Here is an 18035-nt window from a genome sequence, read left to right as displayed (position 1 = left end):
TGGTGAGCCGCCCACCTTTAACATGCCCTGGTTGTCCCGACCGCAAGCCGTCGCGTCGACTGCTTTGAAGGCAATTCGGGTGGAAAACGGACTGGCGGCTTTGGAGCGCTAAACGAAATAACCGGTCATCCGTTCATGCTTGTCTGTGCTGCTCGCGCCAAAGGAATATGGCCTTTCCAGCCCCCATCAGTGGCGATCAGGCTCGATATTTGTTGGAGCGGCTCAGAAGATCCGCGCGTCGGGCCTCGAACTCTTCGATCGGGTCGTGTCGTCAGGGCGCTACGACCGCGTGATCGTCGTTGGAGACAGCCTTGGAAGCGTCATCGGCTATGATGTGCTGGCCGTCCGGCAATGGCAGCTGGGTCTGATCGCGCTTGTCCCCCGCGATTTTCGTTCTGCGCTACTAGGGCTGGCGCCTGATCCTGTCGTGATCATTCCGATATCTGCCGCGACATCGGGCAGAGATCGGACGGGAAAGGGAGCAATTTCGCGCTGGCGCGGGCCGCGGCGCTCATGCCGAGATCCTCTCAGCCACGTCTGCGCAGGTCGAAGTCCAGTTCCCAAAGCGCCGGGTAGCGGTCGGGAGATGCCGTCGCGAGCAGGTTGTCGACAATCTGGCGAAGTGCCGGGATCGCATCGGTCCAGTGATTGGCGATGCCGACCATATTGCTCGCAAAGCGTGCGTCCGCGAATGTGTCGGCACCGATCATCCCGGTGGTTACCGAAATTTCCGCAAGTTCGCACAGCGCGTCACTGCCGGAAGACCCTTCGGTGAGCCGACCGCGGAAATGATGCTGGCATCGCCGGGCAAGCTCGAGGATCTCGTTCGCAATGTCGCCCTGCCGAGACGCGAGCAACGCGGCGAGAACACCACGCCAAAGATGGAAATTGGGCGCGGCCGGATCCGGCAAGAAGGCGATGTCGAACAGTGCCACCCGCGACAACAATTCCTCCAGCCGTCCGACTTGTGCCTGACTGATCCCGCGGTGGGCGAGTGCGGCGAAGGCTGTCCAACTTGCCACCTGCATCGGATCGGCTTCCAGCTCCTGGAGCGCGTTGTCGATGAGCAGGTCGCGGATCGCAGGTGCTGTCTCGTCATACAAACCTGTCGGGTGCATCCGGAGATAGCCCGGAAGGCTACATGCGCCATCAGGCCTGCGAGTCAGAAGAACGACATGGGGCATGCCGACCTGGCTGTCAGGCAAGTTGAGCCAGCTCCGCGCCGCTTCGACGATCGGCCCAGGCAGGACCGTCGAAACGGGCTTCTCGTCGCAAATCGCGGCGAGCCCGTGATAGAGCAGGACGCGACCACTGATGCCGACCGGGTTTGCCTGGTCGATCGGACCGAGCCAGCCGGTCGCGATGCGATCGATCGCGGCACCTTGCTCAAGACCTTCCTTCAGCCCGTCGACCAGGATGTGGGGTTCGAAGCCACCACCGATGAACTGCTCCAGCAACCAGCCGGCATGCATCCAGATCAGATTGAGCCGGGCCGCCGGTGATGCACACGTCCATTCGGGATCGGCGATCAGGCAGGCTTGCGTCCATCGGAGGACCGTGGAAATTGCTGCACTCCACAGGCGGCTTGTCTCGATCAGCCGATCGAGGATTTCGCGATCCGCGTCGGCGCCCACAGCGCGTTGCGCTGCCATGCCAATAGCGGCGATCATCGCGGTGGGTGTGCGAGCCCCCGTCCAGAGGCGCGTGGCCTCATCATCGGTGAGTTGGGCCGACCACGCAGGTCTGGGCACCAAGGGTAGCCGAGAGATCCTCCGCAGAGCCTCCGCGGTTCCATGCCGCTCTTGCAACGTTGCGAACTGCCGATCGGCCAGATTGTCCGGATCCTGCTCGTCAAGCGCTACGCCGAAATAGCTGGCGAATGCCGTGAGGCCTGTCGGTCGAAGCGAGTCGGTGGGCGCGCCACGCTGGGTCTGCAACGATCTCTCGGCATTACGGTAACGGCCCTCGGTGGAGGCGGACCGCGCATCGGACAGGATCTCCATCAATTTCTCGTCAGGCACCGACCGCAAAACGGCTTCATCGAACGGTGCCTCGCCGGGCTGGTCCAGGCGATACCGCGCAATGAAGAGGCGAAGGGCTGCGGACCGCTCTCGCGGTCGAGCGACCAGGATCTCGTTAAGGTCGTCCTGGATCTGCGAGTCCGCCACCCCGCTGGCGACGACCATGGCGCCCGATCGGCGCAGGGTCAGCTTGCGACCGCGCGTTGAGACTATCTGCGCTGATCCCGAGCGAAGCGCCTTGCGCATCCCGGTCCAGAACATCGCCGGGGTGAAATGTACTTCGCCGATCGTGACGTTGCGGACCGTCGTCACGAACCGCGCGAAGAGGCCGCTCTGCTTGATCCGCTCGGCAATGGGCGGTGGGAGGCATTGGGCACGCCTGAGGAAAACATACTCGCGTTCGCGTGGCCTGGCTTCGGGTGACAGGTCGCGATCGTTCAGGAGGGCGCGATAGAGCTCGACCAGACAGTCGCCAATGCGGTCAGTCAGGTCCGGCTCGACAGCCAGACGGGGCTGGATCGCGCGCTGCCACCACCAGCCGATATAGTTGTCGCGCAAATTCTCACGCTCGTTTGCGTAGCCGCCGACCTCGACTGCCTTGTCGAGGCAGCGGGCAATCTGCATCGCAAGAAACCGGCCGCGCGCCTTCCTGTCGGCGGCTGGCAGATTGGGTGGCGCCCGCAATATGCGCAACGCGCTCCATGCCCAGTCAGACCGTGCGATGCATTGCTCGATGGAGGCCACACTTCCGATCCAGATATGATCCATCATGTCGCCAAGCAGGCCCATGCTCGAACGGATGGCGACATCCTCATCCGGACGATCCGCCAGCAGACCGCCGGCGGGCCCAAGCTTGAGATGACGCGCCTGACTTGTCGTTGCCGCAAATGCCCGACGCAGGCGTGCCAGATCCTCGGTCTCGATCACTCGTCCATCATGGATTGGTGCTGCATCGAGCGCGGTCGCGATGAGGCTCGCGTCGGCGGGAAGGAAGGTCGCCGCGCTTGCCACGAGTCGAAATTGAAGGTCCGCGATCTCGGCCGCTGTCAGCAGACCGGCATCCTGCATCACACCGATCATCTCCGGCGTCCCGACGATCGGCAACGTCTCGGCATGAACATAGCCCGACAGGTTGCGATCATCGAACCACGCCACGCCGCCGTCGACCGGGGCGATAGAAAGCATCTCGCCCAGCAAGGCCGAAGCCTTTCCGCCTTGCTCCTCCGGATCGGTGGCTCTCGGCAGGAAGCGGTAAGTCCCGGCGGCAACGCCGGCAGCGATCCGCTCGGCGAGCCTGATCGCGCGAGCTGTCATGTTCTCGTTGGTGCCGACCAGCGCGGACGCCCGGCGGAGGATGCCGGCATCCTCTTCGGGAATGACCAGCCTGCATGACCGGGCGAGCGCAGCTAGGTCTCCCGACAGCGCCAAGCGCAGCAGGATCGACGCCGGGACCAGCAGGTCTTGCGAGAGATCGAGCGAGGTTTCGGGCAACCTGTCCTCAAGCGGAAAATCGCTCGGCACAGGCTCGCCCAGCAGTCCTGCGGCGCGGGCCGTAGCAGCGAGCCGGGCAGCCGCGCAGTCGACGTCAATCTCCATTCCGGTCCAGGGGGGCCACGACGCGTCGACCCGCTCTCCAGGATCGGTGATGCGTAACCGCCTCGCGTCGATCAACGCGATGACGTCGCGGACCAGGCCGGGCTGATGTCCCGCCGGTGCTGCGGCGGTGGCCATCGCATGGAGGAGATCCGGCAGCCGCGCCGAGACGATGATCGGGTGGGGGTGGCCTTCCAACCGGTCGAGAAGCCCCAGACGTTCGACCTCGAACAGGCCCGTCACATCAAGGTGGATCCGCATGTCGGGCCATGGCGGAAGACCGCCCATTCGGGCGGGGCGGCCGCCATGCCGGATAAGGCGCGGCATCAGCAGCTCGCTATCGGCTGGAGGCTCTAGGTTGGTCGAGAGCAGCCGCAGCAGGCTGGCTGGATCGTCATCAAAGAGCAGGTGGATCGGTATCGCACCCACCAGGTAATGCCGCCAGCGCGCCTCGACATCCTCGCGGTCGGCAGCCTCCATCTGTGCCCGCTGTTCGTCTGAGATGATCGTCAGATCGCTGCCTGGCTCCCCGGCGCGCGCTTCCAGAAGGGGCAGGAGTTTCGAATATTCTGCGGAGAGCCCGAGGCGGGCCGCCTGATCGGCGGCTGCGGCAAGCTGGCTCGGATCGATCCCGCGGGCAATCGCATGACGCAGGAGGTCCTCGGACAAGGGGCGGTCGACCGTCGCCATCCGGCGTGACCAGCGCAGCGCGTTTTCGGGCCGCAAGGTATCGGTCAGGAGCGCCTTGCGCAGGGTAGGAGTGGCGGCTCTCAGGTTGCCGGTAAAGGCGCTCACCTCGGCAAAGACCAACTGGTCGAATGGGTCGGAGGATCGTTCGGTCAGCACACTCGCCTCGCGCAGCGCTTCGCGGGCGCCGCCTGACCGGGTCAGAGCCTCGATGCGCAGACGTCGCAGTTCGGATGGAAGGTCGCTTCCGAACAAGGCGCGGGATCTCTCCAGTGCACCGAGAGCGTCGTCGATCCTGCCAATATTGTACAAGGCGATGATCGCGATCCGCGCCGCCGTGGCGGTGCGATAGCTAAGCAATGCCTCTGCCCACGGCGCGAGGATGGTCCAGCGTCCGAAGCTGGCCGCCTGCTCCGCCATGACGAGACCGAAGGGCTCGGGTGGATGTGCGCCAAGCCGCGCATCCAGTCTCTCTGCGAAAGGCCCCCAGTCGTCCTGCCTGCGTGCAGTTTCGAAGGCGATCGTGTCGGGATCCCCGGATATCTCACGATATCGGTCGATCCACTCCTGCAGTTCCTCGTGCAGCGCGCCGTCCTGCAGTCCTAGATGGGCTTCGAGAAAGTTCGCCGCTCCAGCACGATCGTCCGTCGACAGCATGGCCAGACCGAGTGCACGGACGTGGGGAAGGTCGGTCCCGGCTTCATAGAGCGAGCGTAACGCCGCAATGGATGGAGCCAGATCGACGTCGAGATTGCGCTGGACGCACCAAGCCACCACGGTCGGCTCCGCCGGCGCCTGGTCCAGAATGGCGCCCGCCAGAGTGCTGGCCTGGCCATGGCCGTCGAGCAGATTGCAGAGGATAGCGAGGCGCCAGAGCTGGTCCTCGAAATCGCCAGGCTCCACCTCGGTCAGACGATCCAGCATGGCAAGTGCGTCGCGTAGATACGCCTGCGCCTCATCGTCTACGCAGACGAGGCTTTCGCTGTATGGATTCGGCGCGAGCAGGAACGAACTGCGCAGGTGCGGGGAGGCGGCCAGCGCGTAACGGATGACGACGCCCGATCGCTGGACAGCGGTCCAGTGGCCAGCGGCCCGCTCCGCCACATTGATCCGATTGAGCGCCCGAGGCCTATCGTTCTCCGCTACGCTGAGCAGGGCGCCGAGCCGTATCGTTTCCGGGTCCTCCGCGGCTTCGGCGTCGAGACGATCGAGGCAGGCGCGCGCGGCGGCGATGTCTCCAGACGCCAGCAGGAGTGACAATTGCAGTTGTCGTCCTGCGATCGAGATCGGTTGACCGAGGATTTGGAGGCCGGGTGTCGATCCGCTCCGCTCTGCAGCAATGCGCGCGCGCAGCCTTGGCTCGTTGCCGGGCGCCTCTGCTTCAGCCTGTCGATCCAGTTCGTCTGCCCGATCAAGATCGCCCAGGTGAAGGACGAGCGAGCCCTCAAGGCGCAGGATCTGGGCGCGGGTGGGAGCGGTGATCTGAGACCAAAATTCAGGGTTGTAGAACTTCTGGAGAAGCGTGCGGACCCGCTCGGTCCGACCTGCGCGGAGATCATCGACGGCGGTGTCGACTTCCCTTGCCGACTGATCCGACAGGAGCACCTGAAGGTCGGCAATTTGCCCCACGATCGCGGCATCGAGCGCAAGGCGCGGCGGGGAGGTCGGGGCGACCGTCTGTGCCGGGCCGCAGAGCGGTTCGATCCAGTGCGGGAGAAGATAGGTCGCAACGATCGCGCGCTGACCGCGTAACCGAGACGTAATCTGGGCCGGACCCCACAGCGAATAGGTGATTCCATGCGCGCGGAAGCGCGCCTTCTCCGTCTCGATCTGCTCGAGGATCGCCATCGAGGCCGTGTTGGATGCAGCAGTTACCAGCGTGAATTTGCGGACCCGGCGACCCTGCCAGTACTCACTCCAGTGCGTGAGGAACTCGTTCGACCATGCTGCGATCTGCGCGGGCGTCGTGCTGGGATAACATTTGCATGATCCGAGCTCGATACCGTCGTCATCCTGGCGATATCCAATGACATCCGCGCCCCGATCTGAAGTCGGGCCAGGGGTTCCATGCTGATGGGCGGAGTCGATGCCTTGTTCGTGATGGAACAGCTCAACCGTCATCCGCTCGAAGTCCTGCCAACCAAGAGCATGGAAGTCGGGGATCTGGGAGCTGCGGACGGGAAGTGCGTGCACGCTCCTATGGTAACGTGAGCCGGTCCACGTTCAAGTTATGTTCTTTGTTGGCGGATCACTGTCCCGTTGGGGGCGGTTGGACCGGCCATGCCACTCTCCCCAAGCGATCCAGGCTCGGCTAACGACCAGGACATGGCCTCCCGTGCGCCTCTGGATCGCAACCTGCTTGCCGACCTCGTCGAGCGGCGTCTCGAGGCGCCTGACGTCGAGTATAAGAACTGGATGCCGCTGACCGAAGCGGTCGAGCGCGCCAAGATCGCGCGTCATATCTGTGCGCTTGCCAATGGCGGTGGCGGCTGGCTGGTGTTCGGCTTCGACGATGACGGTGGAGTATCAATGCCCCGGCCCGGCGATCTTGCGGCCTACGATCAGGACCAGATCAACGGGATCGGCGAAAAGTATCTCGAGCCCCAACCCCATTGCGAGGTGCACCTGGTCACCGCCTCGTCCGGGCTGGTCTACCCGGTGATTCGCGTGCCGGCCCACGGCTCCGTACCCGTTTGTGCGAAAGCGGATGGCCCGCAGGAGAAGGGGCGTCCGCAGGGGATAGTCCGCGGCGTGCATTATGTGCGCGCGCCAGGCCCCAAGTCGGTCCCGATCAACACGCCGGAGCTGTGGCGTGACGTGTTGCGCCGATGCGTCCTCAGCGAGCGAACTTCGTTGCTGGCTTCCATCGGCCAATTGTTCGACGGGCCGCAGGTTGCAGCGCCAGAAGGAAGTCCACTCCCACGACTGACTGACTGGGCGATAGAACGCTGGAATGGCACGGCCTCGGCAGAGCGAGACTGGCCGGTTGATCTGGTCGGCAATCGTGTCGTCTTCGCGTTCCGCCTCACAGATGACGATGGCAATCCGCCGGCGCCCTTGGACCTCGGGGCGTTGGATCGCGCGATAAGAGAGGCCGCCTGGGCATCCGAGCAGTTACTGAACAGAGGCACGAGCGCTTTCGCGCGGGCGAATGTGGGAGAAGCCCGGCCGGGTATCCTGCTTGTTGACGGGCGGGAAGCCTACGCGGCACGAGAGCCGGCGGAGGGTTCGGCAGGTACTCTGCCGGTGTCTTGGCTTGTCCGCGACGACGGTATCGGGATCGAGATCGCGGGGTTCGCGGAGGACAATCCGTCGATCAGCGAATGGCTGCAGCGGCGCAGATCCCGCGAGTGGCCGGCCGGTGGTCGTCTCGCTCCCTCGTTCGAGATCGATATGACCGCAGAGCGCCTCGCGTTCGTTGGTGCGCTCGCCCAACGTTTCCCATCGGCGACACGGTGCGAGTTGATCATCGACTATCTCGGATTGTCTGATCGACAGATCGACGAAGTCGCGCCCGGCTCTTACTTCAGCGTGAGCCGGTCCAGTCGTGAAAACACCCGGCGCGTCGCGATCGAGGTCGGCATTGCCTCCCTCACGGCGGACCTCGCCCAGGTTACCGCATCGCTCGTCGGCCCGATCACCCGATTGTTCGGTGGCTGGGAGATCGGTCCAGACTATGTGCGCAAGGTGCTGGAACAGCGTCGCTGATCGAATGGCGGCCAGCCCTGCCTAATTCCTTATGAAGGTCGCTCCGATCGCGCGCACGGTCTCGACATGCTGGCAGCGATTCTATCTCTTCTTGCGTCGCTCGACGCCGACTAGCCCCGGTAAGCGCTCATAACGGCTGTCAGGTTATCCGTCGGTAGTGCGCATCACACGCCGCTGGCAGGCCTCCGCGAGCCGGGGCAACTTGGTCTGACGGAGCCCGTTTCAGGCACTTTCCCTTCGCGTCCACCATCCGCCATAGTCGCAAGATGACGCAGCCAGAACCGATATGGATGAAGGCCGGTCGCGGTGGGACTTTCAATCGGCCTCGAGACTGGCAGGCCTTCGAGCGCCTGACGCGTGACCTGTTCTCCCGCCTGCTCGGAGATGTCGGCGCCGATCTCAATGGTCGTTCAGGCCAGAAGCAGGCGGGGATCGATGTGGTCGGTGTCGATTGGCGCACGGGTCAGCGCGTCGGCATCCAGTGCAAGGGTCGAAGCGATCCGGACTTTGCCCAACAGGCGGCTCTGTCCGAACCCGAACTGCTGACCGAAGTGGCCAAGGCCAGGACGTTCGTTCCCCCGCTCGATCGTTTCATCTTGCTGACGACTGGACCAAACGATGCACATCTCAAGCGTGTCGCCCGCGTCCTGAGCGATGCACATCGCGCGGACGGCCTCTTCTCGATCGACGTGCTGGCCTGGGATTGGGTGGAAACCTATCTCGACCAGCATATCGACTTGGCGGTCGGCTACAATCTGACCGCCGTCATCGCGGCATCGTCGCCGGTCAAGTCGCCGATCGCCGTCGCGATCGGCGAGCGGCTTTTGGAGGCCCTGCGGCTGATGAACGTCGGCCGCGAGGATGAAGACCGCTTCACTCTGCAGGAGCTCGCGCAGAATGCCGGCCATGCCAGCTGGCAGCGACTTGAGCAGATCGCGGATGGCTCCGCTCCGATCGACCTCGCCGAACTACGCACGCTGGCCGAGGATGTCGGGATCTGCTTTGATTGGCTGTTCCAAGGCAAGTCGACCCCGTTCGCGCCGGATCAAGACGGCTATAGCCTCGACGTCGAAGAGATCCACGCGACGATCCTGTCGCTGCGGCCCGAGCGTATCCTGTTCGTACGGCAGCGCGAGGGCGGCCACGGTCATCATGACGCGCTGATCGCGATCAAGAAGGATCCAATCCGATGGCGCATTCTCCCGGCTACGCTCGCCGCGTGCGATCAAGTCGGGAGCGGCGGCGCGCGCCAGCTGTTCGACCTGTGCCGCCTCATTCGCCGTCTCGAATCGGCCTTCGGCGAAGAGCCGCATATTCTGACCATCGGCATGCATCTCGACAGCCCTGCTTTCGATCAGCTGCTCGACGGCTCGGTCTATCCCGGCACCATTCTGCGCTACGCGCGCAACGACCATTGGTCGCAGGATTTCGCCGCGCTCCAATCGTTTCGCATCGAAGGTGACGCCCCGCACTTGCAGGCTCTGCGCAACGCCGTCGAGATAGTGCAGCACCAACTCGCCCACGCGCGTCGGACTGCCCGAGCGTCCCCGGGCTGGGCCGACGTGCTGACCTTCGGTCGCTTTAGGCTCGAGCCGCCCAAGGACGGGGGATTCGAAGCCGACGACTGAGCAGGCATTGCAACCGGTGGCCGGTATAGAGCGACCGTACGTCCGCGTTCCACTTCCCATGTTATCTGTCGTCGAGCTTGAGCGCGGACGTCTCTGACGGCAATCTCGCTTGATGTATGAACTCTCCGCTACGCTGAAGCTGCGACCGGCGCGGATCGCGCTGCTCACGCGTCCGAACGACATGAGCGCGATCCGCAAGTTCATGCGCATTTCAGCCTGCCTGTGGGGCGGCGCCTACAACCCCATCATCCCGGTCATGAACAGCGTGCCGGCCACATGGCGCGATCGCCACGGTCTTAGGCTCAACGCACGCAACATGACCCGCGGCTATATCCGCTATTTCGAGCCGGACGCCTATGTCGAAGCCGAAGAAGGACTGCTGGAGGCCGCGGGGCTCGCGGCCTTTCGCCGACAACATGCCATCCATCCGCGGGTGCTGTCGCTCGGCAGACTGATGGCCAAACGTGACAATCAAGACTGGGCCGAACCCTCCTTCGGACTCAGCGTCCTCGACGCCATGCGCGACATCCATTCACGCGAGCTCCGCTTCGAGATGAAGCAGGCTCGCAAGGCCATCATCGTGAAGCCTCAAAGCGGCTCTTTGCTGACCGAGGTGATGTTCGGCTGTTACCCCGGCGGCAAGCTGGTCGACTATTTTCGGAAGAATTACTGCTCGGCCTTCGAGGCCGAGCAGCTGGTCGCGACCCCCGACGCTTGGCTTGCTGTCTTCCAGAAGGGCGATCTGACGCCTTTGCGGTTCACGCGCTACAAGATCGAACCGGAGCTCGGATGGCGCGACACCCTCACGCTCTTCGTCTTCGATCCATCCAGCCCGCTCGACTGCATCGATCTCTGGAACATGCGGTCTCAGCCTGGATCTGTGCTGCCAGTACCGCTCGACTGGTGGTCGCCAATCTTGTCCGAGTTGCGCAATGCCCTTCGGCGCGAACATCGCCCGATCAAAGGAAATCCGTTCGGGTCGATGCACCGCGGAACCCTCGAGTTCGCGCGGTCGATCGATCCTGATCGTGCGACCGCCATGGCCAGCGAGATGGCCGGCGATCTCGACAAAGGGTCGATGTCGGTGCGGCACTGGCCGAGACCGGTCTGGCGGGTCGGCGATCATGACCAACGTCCGAGGGATAATAGTCCGCAGGTGTTCAAGGCTGCCGAGAAACGGATCAACCTGTCGCTCGACAAAGCGTCGCTCGCCGCCTCGTTCGAAACTCTGTCGCCCGAATTCGCGGATAAGTACGGGTCGAACGACCTGCGCTGGGTCAATACGATCCAGCCGTTGAACTTCTACGGCGACTACGTCGGCACGACGTTGCCGTTCAACACGTTCGATCCCTATTTCACGATGATCCAAGGTTTTGGCGATCCGGTTCTGATCGGCCGTGAAGGCTGGACGCTCGGCCAGCGATACAAGGATCTGTCCGCGCGATTGACGATCCCGACGCCCGAAGCCGCGGTTATCTCGGCGCTGAAGCGCCACGGGATCGAAGCGCGCCTCTCCGAACCCGGCCATATCGCCAAGCAGATCCTCGGTCACCTGAAGGGACTGCGCGGCGTCCAACTACTGGCGGACCCCGAAACCCTCGACATGCTCAACACGATGGCCGGCGGAATCCGTCGCAAGGGCAGTGGGGAGACAGAAACCGAGGAGTTGTTCGATCGCCGGTCTAAGCCGGTCCGGGATTGGCATTCGCTCGTCGAACGCCGCAAAGCGCAAGGGTTCGGCATTTCAGGACTCGAGGATTTCACAGGATCCGGCGTCATCCGGCTCGGCCTGCAGTCACGATGCCCGACCTGCGCCAACCTAAATTGGCATACGCTCACTGCCGTTGACTATGACGTCATCTGCGAGCGTTGCCAGCGCTCATACCCTTTTCCCCAGGCGGGATTGCAGAAGAATAACGGCAATTGGTCATTCCGTGTGATCGGCCCGTTCGCCGTGCCCGACTACGCACGCGGGTCCTACGGTGCTCTTCTGGCGCTCAGGGCAATTAGCACTATGGATATGGGACACGACTCGATGTCCTATTCGACCGCGCTCTCGCTGAGCTTCGACGGGATCGACGCCGAGGCGGATTTCGTTGCGCTTCGATCGCCAGAGCGCCACGGATCACAAAGCGATCCGGAACTCATCATCTGCGAAGCGAAGTCTTTCGGTACGGGACAGCTCATCGCGGCGAAGGATCTCGCCAAACTGCGCGCGATCGCCAAGAAGATCGAAGGCGCGGTGATCGTGATTTCGGTACTGCGCGATCGCTTTCACCCGGAGGAACTTAAGCTGCTCGGCCCGTTCGTGAAATGGTGTCGGCAGCCCGACAAGCGCGGCGGGATGCGCAATCCCGTGATTTTGCTCACCGGACATGAAACCTTCTGCCACTTCGATATCGGCATGACCTGGAAGCAGCTCGGCGGAGAGTATGCCAAATTTGAAGATTACCGCCATCGCGACAACCTGAGGGCCTTCGCCGATGCGACGCAAGCGATCCATCTGGGCCTGAAACCCCATCAGACCGAGATGTTCGAGAAGTGGGAGGCCAAACGCGCATCGAAAACGTTGGCAACGTTGGAGTGAGGCGATTGACGAGCGTCCGGTTTCCGGGAGCTCTGAAACGCGACGGCGTGGCTGGGAATAGGTCAGCAGCCTCCCTCACGGCATTCGGCCGCCCAAACCTTAAGCTGACGCGCGATCAGTCGGCAATCAGCACCACCTTCGGCCGTTTGACCCGTACGGTGATGATGCGTTCGCCGCGCCGTTCGACGGCGTTGCGTATGATGGTCGGCAGTCCATCGTGCCGGTGTTTACTGCGTAACGCCGGCTGCCGTCTGTGCGGCCCCACCGAGTCTGTCGTAGCGACCGGGCGTGGAAACGCTTCCACCGTCATTTCGGGGAGCGCCAACGTCTGTCCGAAGACGGCAAGGCCCGATCGCGCTTCGATCGCGTCCACCACCGCTTGGCGGGCGTCGGCCGGGGTCGGAATATCGGAGGCACGCGGCGTAGTGGCAGGCGCGCACAGTATAGTCGAGAGCGGAAAGAACAGGGGCTGGAGCGAGCCGATGCGCTTGTACGGGAGGCGCTTGGGTTTCACCTTGACGATCGCCTTGATCCGCTCGCGGATTTCCCAGCCACTAGCGAGCTCGATACCAGATACCGTGCCGCCCGACGCGGTGCAGACATGCGCCGGATTGTAGAAGGCGTAGAGTGGAAAGGTGGTGATCGCTTCCTTGCCCAGACCGCGCAACAGGGTCTGCGATTGCGCACCACTGTTATGCGGATGGGCAAGTTCGGCATAGCAGCCGATCTCCCAGTCGTGCTTGTGTGGTGTGAGCCGCTTGGCCTGGATGCGAAACTGGACCGCATCACCTAATAGCGGGTCGACCACCACCAGATCGAAATCTCCGCCTGTCTTCGATTCCGGCGGGGTCAGAACAACGACGTTATTGCCGGGCAGCGACAGCAGCGAAGCAACGAGAATGTCGGTGACGCTGTCTTCGCGAAAGCGGCGCTTGAGCTTCTGCTCGATGTCGAGAAATTCCGCGATCATCACCGGCAGGCGTTCGGCAAGATCGCAGGACGACACGAAGATCGGCGCGATCGCCATCCCGCCTCAGTTCGCCGCCCGATAAAGCTCGAACCGTGCCGCCAGCCGGTCGCGATCGGGCCGGTCGATCAGGCGATCTGGCATCAACAGCGTCTTGCCGCGCATCGCCTTGATGCCCTGTTCAAGCATGGGTCCGTCATTCATCGCGAAAAGCTCGTCGGAGACATGGATGCGATAGTCGGGGTCGATGCCAATGAGGTTGGCGTCGAACGCGGCGTGATGGACCTTGGACAGAGGCAGACCATTGGCAACCAGAGGCTGACCGAGAAGTTCGTCGCCATCGGCGATGATATGGGCGGCGTCGAGCAACCGCCGTTCGGGCAGGCGCGAGATCGCGCAGCGGCCGTCATAAGCGGCGAGCACGGCTTCACGGAAGGTGGCCTGATGCAGGCGCTGGCTGACGAGGCGCAGCGCGTAACGGCGCTCGGGCGCGGACGGGATGGCATCCTTGCTAGAAGATGTCAGCGGCATGCCGAACCCGATCCGGGCGACTAACCCAGAGGCCGACCAATCGGCGATGAAGCTGGGATGAATGGCAGCATAGCGGCCAGGCGCGATACCGAGAAAATAGATAATCGGCACCTGCGCTTCCATCGCCTCTTTCAGCCAGCGATTGTCGGCGGCGTCGGGATTGCTGCCCATGAAGGCATAGTCGACCAGCTCCTCGCCAGCATGGATCTGCTCATGGACGCGGCGCTGATCGTCGTACCAGACCCGCGCGCCGGTGCGCGGAAACACAGTGCGGACACTCAGCAGGTAGCGCATCACCCTTGGCTTGAAGATGCCGCGCTGCGGATTGACGAACGGGATGCGCTCGCCCTGGAATCGGAAGCCCGCGGCTAGGTCGTCGGAGTCGAGCGGTCGCCCGGCTGCGCGCCGCTCGAGCTCGGCGATCGCGGCCTGTCGCATCGCGGCGTCGATGGGGTCGGCCATGCTCATCCGAGATAGCGATGCTCGCGGTGCCAGGCGAGCATGTCGGCGGCGGGCGGCGCATAGCCGCGTTGCGGACCGCGTACTTCGGCCCCATGCAGGTCGTAGTAATGCCGACCATTATCGAAGTCGGCTTTGAGCCGGTGGCTCACCTCGAAGCGATGATCGCCTGAGACGGTGACATAGCCGAGATCGAACAGGCGGTGGATGTCGGTGCGCAGCAAGAGGCCGTTGGCGGGATCATGGTCGCCGCCTTCACCATAGCTGCGGATGTGCGCCGCATCGAGAATAGGGAGCGTCTTTTCGCCCGAGACGGCGCAGCGTCGTTCATAGGCATCGGTGACGGCAAGGCGGAACGCCCCTTGACCCAACCGCGGCCGCATTATCTGTGGTGTGCCGTAGCGCTCGGTTGATTGACGGTCGATGACCGGCAGCCCGGCCCGATCGGCGACCGCATCCCAGAGATAGCGGCCTTCGACCTCCCCGGTCGCATAGCGTTTGCCGGTGACGATGTTGCGCGCGAAGCTCTGAGGCACCGGCAGCCATTGTTCGCGCGGCCAGAAGAACGGTTGGGTCAGGATGCGGCAGCCGACTGGCGGATCTGTGCGAGGATCGAGCAATGAGTCATCGCGACGGTAGCGGGCGATACGCCGGCGCATGTCAGGGAGCGAGGTAACGCCGTTCTTGATGCCGAAGGCTTCCCAGGCAAGCGACAGGGGAACGTTAGAGGCGTGACTGAAGACGCCCCCGCCGACGATGTGGTCGTCTGGTGCGTGAAGCTTGAAAAGGAACATTTCGCCAACCGAGATTGCTCCGAAATTGCGCTTGCCGCTCGGTTGCCAGAAATTGACCTCGTCGGGCCGTTCCCGGCTGAGCAGCTCGAACCAGCTGCGATCGGTGATGGCGACGTAGAGACTTACCACGATCTGCAACTTCACTGCTTCGTCCGTGTAGCGCAAGTAGGCGGGCGCGAATGTCGGCTTTCGATAGCTTGTATACCTCAAGCGAATATTCGGAAGGGACGGATCTTGTGCCGTCCGGCATTTTGGTAGTGGTGACCTCTTTCTCTCGTCGCGCCAAAGATGAATGGATGGCTGAAGTAGGGGGCGGCGGGGAGCGCTTTGAATCGCGAATCTGGGTCGTCGCGTTCGCGGCGGCTTCCGACCAGTCCTGGTCGTTCGTCAGCATTCTTGGAGAGCCTGAAAGCGGACTAAAAGTCTTTTGGGAGGCCAGACTCCTAGAGCCGTACCAGATCACCTCGAACCCGACATTGCTCACGAGCGATCGTGATGTCGGGGTCCAGACGAACTACGGAGGGCATCGACGAAGATCCGAAAGGCTGGTGATGCCTGGCGACGGCTCGGATAATAGAGATGATAGCCAGGGAAGCTCGGACACCAATCTTCCATGACCGCCACGAGCCGCCCCGCAGCGACGGCGCAACGCACTTGGTCCTCCATCAGAAAGCCGAGGCCCATTCCGGCCTCCGCCGCCTTCATGATCATGTCGGTGTCGTTGAACGCCAGTTGGCCCTCGACCCGAACCTTGACCTCCCGTCCCTTCCGCTCGAGCTCCCAGGCGTAGAGGCCGCCGGCCGTGTTGAGCCGCAGGTTGATGCATTGGTGTGCTGCAAGATCTTGTGGCGTTTTGGGAATTCCGTGCGCGGCTAGATAATCGGGCGAGCCCACGATCAACATGCGCAGGTCGGGACCGATTCGCAGCGCGATCATGTCCTTGGCGATCGCTTCGCCCAGTCTGACGCCCGCGTCGAAACGGTCTCCCACGATGTCGGCAAGCGCAGAATCGATGCTCAGCTCGACATGGACGTCGGGATATTCGGGGATAAGACGTTGGATCGCCGGCCAAAGCACGAGATTGGCCGCATGCCGAGATGTAGTGATTCGGACGGTTCCTGCAGGCTTTTCGCGAAACTCGCTCAGATCGGCGAGTTGCACCTCGATACTGTCGAGGGCCGGGCGCAAAGTGCCCAGCAGCCTTTCGCCGGCATCGGTGGGCGCAACCTTCCGCGTCGTACGGGTTAATAGGCGGACGCCCAGTCGTTCTTCCAAACGCTTTATCGTATGGCTCAGCGCCGATTGAGAGGTGCCGAGTTTTGCGGCGGCGCGCGTGAAATTGCACTCCTCTGCGAGGACTGCGAACGCAGCGAGCTCGGTCAAATGTTCCCGTTTCATCTATGAACCACCGATATAGTAACAAGCCGCCATATGCTACTAATCCGGCATAGATCGCTGGATTACATGGTTCCTATCAAAGGAGCCTCAGATGGACATCACCCGCAATGGCAGCCAGGCGCCCGCAGCCGGTCCTGCCGACTATTTCACCGGCGACGTACAGATCGAATGCCCCTTCTGCGGCAGTGGCAATCTAAGCGGCGCCACCGTGACCTTCCAGCCGGGCGCGCGAACCGCATGGCATACCCATCCGCTCGGGCAGACCCTGCTCGTCACCGATGGGATCGGGCGTGTCGGCCGCTGGGGCGGTGAGGTCCAGGAGATCCGCACCGGCGACAAGGTCTGGATCGAGCCCGGCGAGAAGCACTGGCACGGTGCCTCGCCCGACCGCTCGATGACGCACGTCGCCATCTGCGAGATGCTCGACGGCAAGGCCGTCGACTGGATGGAGAAGGTGTCGGACGACCAATATCAGGGGAGCGCCGCCTGATGGCCGACGCGCAGAGCCCTGCACAGAAGGCCTATGGCGACATCGCGCCCGGCCTTGCCGATCTTTCGGATCGCGTGCTGTTCGGCGAGGTGTGGGAGCGTCCGGGTCTCAGCCCGCGAGACCGTAGCCTCGTCACCGTGGCAGCCCTTGTCTCGGGCTATCGTCACAATGAGCTTCCCGGCCATGTCGCCCGTGCACTTGCCAATGGCGTGACGCGCGAGGAACTGGTCGAACTGGTCACGCACCTTGCCTTCTACAGCGGCTGGCCCACCGCCAACACGGCCATTCCCGTGCTGCGCAAAGCATTCGTCGATGCGGACGCCTAACCAAAATTGAAAGGACAGACCATGAGTGACGTGATCGTGATCGTGGGTTCCGGCTCGATTGGGCAAGCGATTGCCCGCCGGGTGAGTGCCGGCAAGAAGATCCTTCTTGCCGACCTGCGGGAAGATAATGCCCAGGCTGCCGCCAAGACACTTAGCGATGCCGGGTTCGATGTGGAAACCGCCAGCGTCGATGTCTCGCAACGCACCTCGGTCGAGTCGCTGGTCGCGACAGCCGCCGGGCTGGGGCCGGTCACGGGGCTGATCCAAGCCGCAGGCGTGTCACCGTCCCAGGCGCCGATCGAAACGATCCTCAAGGTCGATCTCTACGGCACGGCGCTTCTGCTTGAGACCTTCGGCGCGGTGATTGCGCCGGGCGGGTCGGGCGTCGTCATCTCCTCGCAGTCCGGGTATCGGCTTCCCCCGCTTTCGGTCGAGCAGAATAAGGCGCTGGCCGTCACCCCGGTCGACGAACTGCTGAATCTGCCCTTCCTGCAACCGGGTGAGGTGAAGGATACGCTCCACGCTTACCAGCTCTCCAAGCGCGGCAATGTGCTGCGCGTCGCCGCCGAAGCGGTACGCTGGGGCAAGCGCGGCGGCCGGATCAATTCGATCAGCCCCGGTATCATCATCACACCGCTTGCCAATGACGAGCTGAACGGCCCGCGTGGCGAAGGCTATCGGCGCATGATCGAAAGCTCCGTCGCCAAGCGCGCCGGAACACCGGACGAGATCGGCACGGTTGGCGCCCTCCTGATGGGACGCGATGGCGCCTTCATCACCGGGAGCGACTTCCTCATGGACGGCGGTACGACCGCGACATTCTGGTTCGGCACGGACGCCTGAACC

The 18035-nt window shown here is 63.2% G+C and carries 11 protein-coding genes; 6 read left to right on the top strand and 5 right to left on the bottom strand.

The window, feature by feature from the left end; genetic code table 11:
• Positions 1-527: 527 nt before the first annotated feature.
• A complete protein-coding gene (locus HL653_RS05900) occupies positions 528-6422 on the bottom strand; it encodes a hypothetical protein (RefSeq protein ID WP_171743696.1) in 5895 nt (1964 codons plus the stop codon).
• Positions 6423-6626: 204 nt separating this feature from the next.
• Between HL653_RS05900 and HL653_RS05895 the strand changes: the two genes are divergently transcribed.
• The 3 genes from HL653_RS05895 to HL653_RS05885 all read left to right on the top strand — a co-directional run bounded on the left by HL653_RS05895 (position 6627) and on the right by HL653_RS05885 (position 12224).
• Entirely contained in the window at positions 6627-8009 is a 1383-nt protein-coding gene (locus tag HL653_RS05895; protein ID WP_171743695.1) for a helix-turn-helix domain-containing protein, read from the top strand.
• A 290-nt stretch (positions 8010-8299) separates the two neighbouring features.
• A complete protein-coding gene (locus HL653_RS05890; protein ID WP_171743694.1) occupies positions 8300-9637 on the top strand; it encodes a hypothetical protein in 1338 nt (445 codons plus the stop codon).
• A 109-nt stretch (positions 9638-9746) separates the two neighbouring features.
• Positions 9747-12224 carry a hypothetical protein gene (locus tag HL653_RS05885; protein ID WP_171743693.1) on the top strand — a complete coding sequence of 826 codons (2478 nt, stop codon included), beginning with the start codon at positions 9747-9749 and terminating at the stop codon, positions 12222-12224.
• A 115-nt stretch (positions 12225-12339) separates the two neighbouring features.
• Here the strand turns inward: HL653_RS05885 and HL653_RS05880 are convergent, their stop codons facing one another.
• The 4 genes from HL653_RS05880 to HL653_RS05865 all read right to left on the bottom strand — a co-directional run bounded on the left by HL653_RS05880 (position 12340) and on the right by HL653_RS05865 (position 16373).
• Entirely contained in the window at positions 12340-13251 is a 912-nt protein-coding gene (locus HL653_RS05880; protein WP_171743692.1) for a DUF6615 family protein, read from the bottom strand.
• Positions 13252-13257: 6 nt separating this feature from the next.
• Positions 13258-14184: an HNH endonuclease gene (locus tag HL653_RS05875; protein ID WP_253717583.1), complete on the bottom strand. Its 927-nt coding sequence runs from the start codon at positions 14182-14184 to the stop codon at positions 13258-13260.
• 2 nt (positions 14185-14186) lie between these two features.
• Positions 14187-15119: an HNH endonuclease gene (locus HL653_RS05870; protein WP_216599956.1), complete on the bottom strand. Its 933-nt coding sequence runs from the start codon at positions 15117-15119 to the stop codon at positions 14187-14189.
• A 336-nt stretch (positions 15120-15455) separates the two neighbouring features.
• The gene (locus HL653_RS05865) at positions 15456-16373 is read right to left on the bottom strand and encodes a LysR family transcriptional regulator (RefSeq protein ID WP_171743690.1); all 918 of its coding nucleotides are present in this window, start codon (positions 16371-16373) and stop codon (positions 15456-15458) included.
• 91 nt (positions 16374-16464) lie between these two features.
• On the opposite strand from HL653_RS05865, the gene HL653_RS05860 reads away from it, so the two are divergent.
• The 3 genes from HL653_RS05860 to HL653_RS05850 are packed head-to-tail and all read left to right on the top strand — an operon-like array spanning position 16465 to position 18032.
• Positions 16465-16863 carry a cupin domain-containing protein gene (locus HL653_RS05860; RefSeq protein WP_171743689.1) on the top strand — a complete coding sequence of 133 codons (399 nt, stop codon included), beginning with the start codon at positions 16465-16467 and terminating at the stop codon, positions 16861-16863.
• Positions 16863-17189, top strand: a complete 327-nt coding sequence (locus HL653_RS05855; RefSeq protein WP_171743688.1) for a carboxymuconolactone decarboxylase family protein — start codon at positions 16863-16865, stop codon at positions 17187-17189. The genes HL653_RS05860 and HL653_RS05855 overlap by 1 nt, the downstream gene beginning before the upstream one ends.
• A gap of 21 nt (positions 17190-17210) precedes the next feature.
• On the top strand, positions 17211-18032 hold the full coding sequence (locus tag HL653_RS05850; protein WP_171743687.1) for an SDR family oxidoreductase: 822 nt from the start codon (positions 17211-17213) through the stop codon (positions 18030-18032).
• The last annotated feature ends 3 nt before the right edge of the window (positions 18033-18035 follow it).

Source organism: Sphingomonas sp. AP4-R1 (genome assembly GCF_013113735.1).
Classification (GTDB): domain Bacteria; phylum Pseudomonadota; class Alphaproteobacteria; order Sphingomonadales; family Sphingomonadaceae; genus Sphingomonas_I.
Note: the sequence above shows the minus strand (reverse complement) of the source record. Positions and strands in the feature narration are given on the sequence as shown.

Coding starts and splice junctions, on each gene's coding strand:
- HL653_RS05855 (WP_171743688.1), top strand. CDS start 16,863: ATGGCCGACGCGCAGAGCCCTGCACAGAAGGCCTATGGCGACATCGCG.
- HL653_RS05890 (WP_171743694.1), top strand. CDS start 8,300: ATGAAGGCCGGTCGCGGTGGGACTTTCAATCGGCCTCGAGACTGGCAG.
- HL653_RS05900 (WP_171743696.1), bottom strand. CDS start 6,422: ATGACGGTTGAGCTGTTCCATCACGAACAAGGCATCGACTCCGCCCAT.
- HL653_RS05860 (WP_171743689.1), top strand. CDS start 16,465: ATGGACATCACCCGCAATGGCAGCCAGGCGCCCGCAGCCGGTCCTGCC.
- HL653_RS05895 (WP_171743695.1), top strand. CDS start 6,627: ATGGCCTCCCGTGCGCCTCTGGATCGCAACCTGCTTGCCGACCTCGTC.
- HL653_RS05875 (WP_253717583.1), bottom strand. CDS start 14,184: ATGGCCGACCCCATCGACGCCGCGATGCGACAGGCCGCGATCGCCGAG.
- HL653_RS05850 (WP_171743687.1), top strand. CDS start 17,211: ATGAGTGACGTGATCGTGATCGTGGGTTCCGGCTCGATTGGGCAAGCG.
- HL653_RS05880 (WP_171743692.1), bottom strand. CDS start 13,251: ATGGCGATCGCGCCGATCTTCGTGTCGTCCTGCGATCTTGCCGAACGC.
- HL653_RS05865 (WP_171743690.1), bottom strand. CDS start 16,373: ATGAAACGGGAACATTTGACCGAGCTCGCTGCGTTCGCAGTCCTCGCA.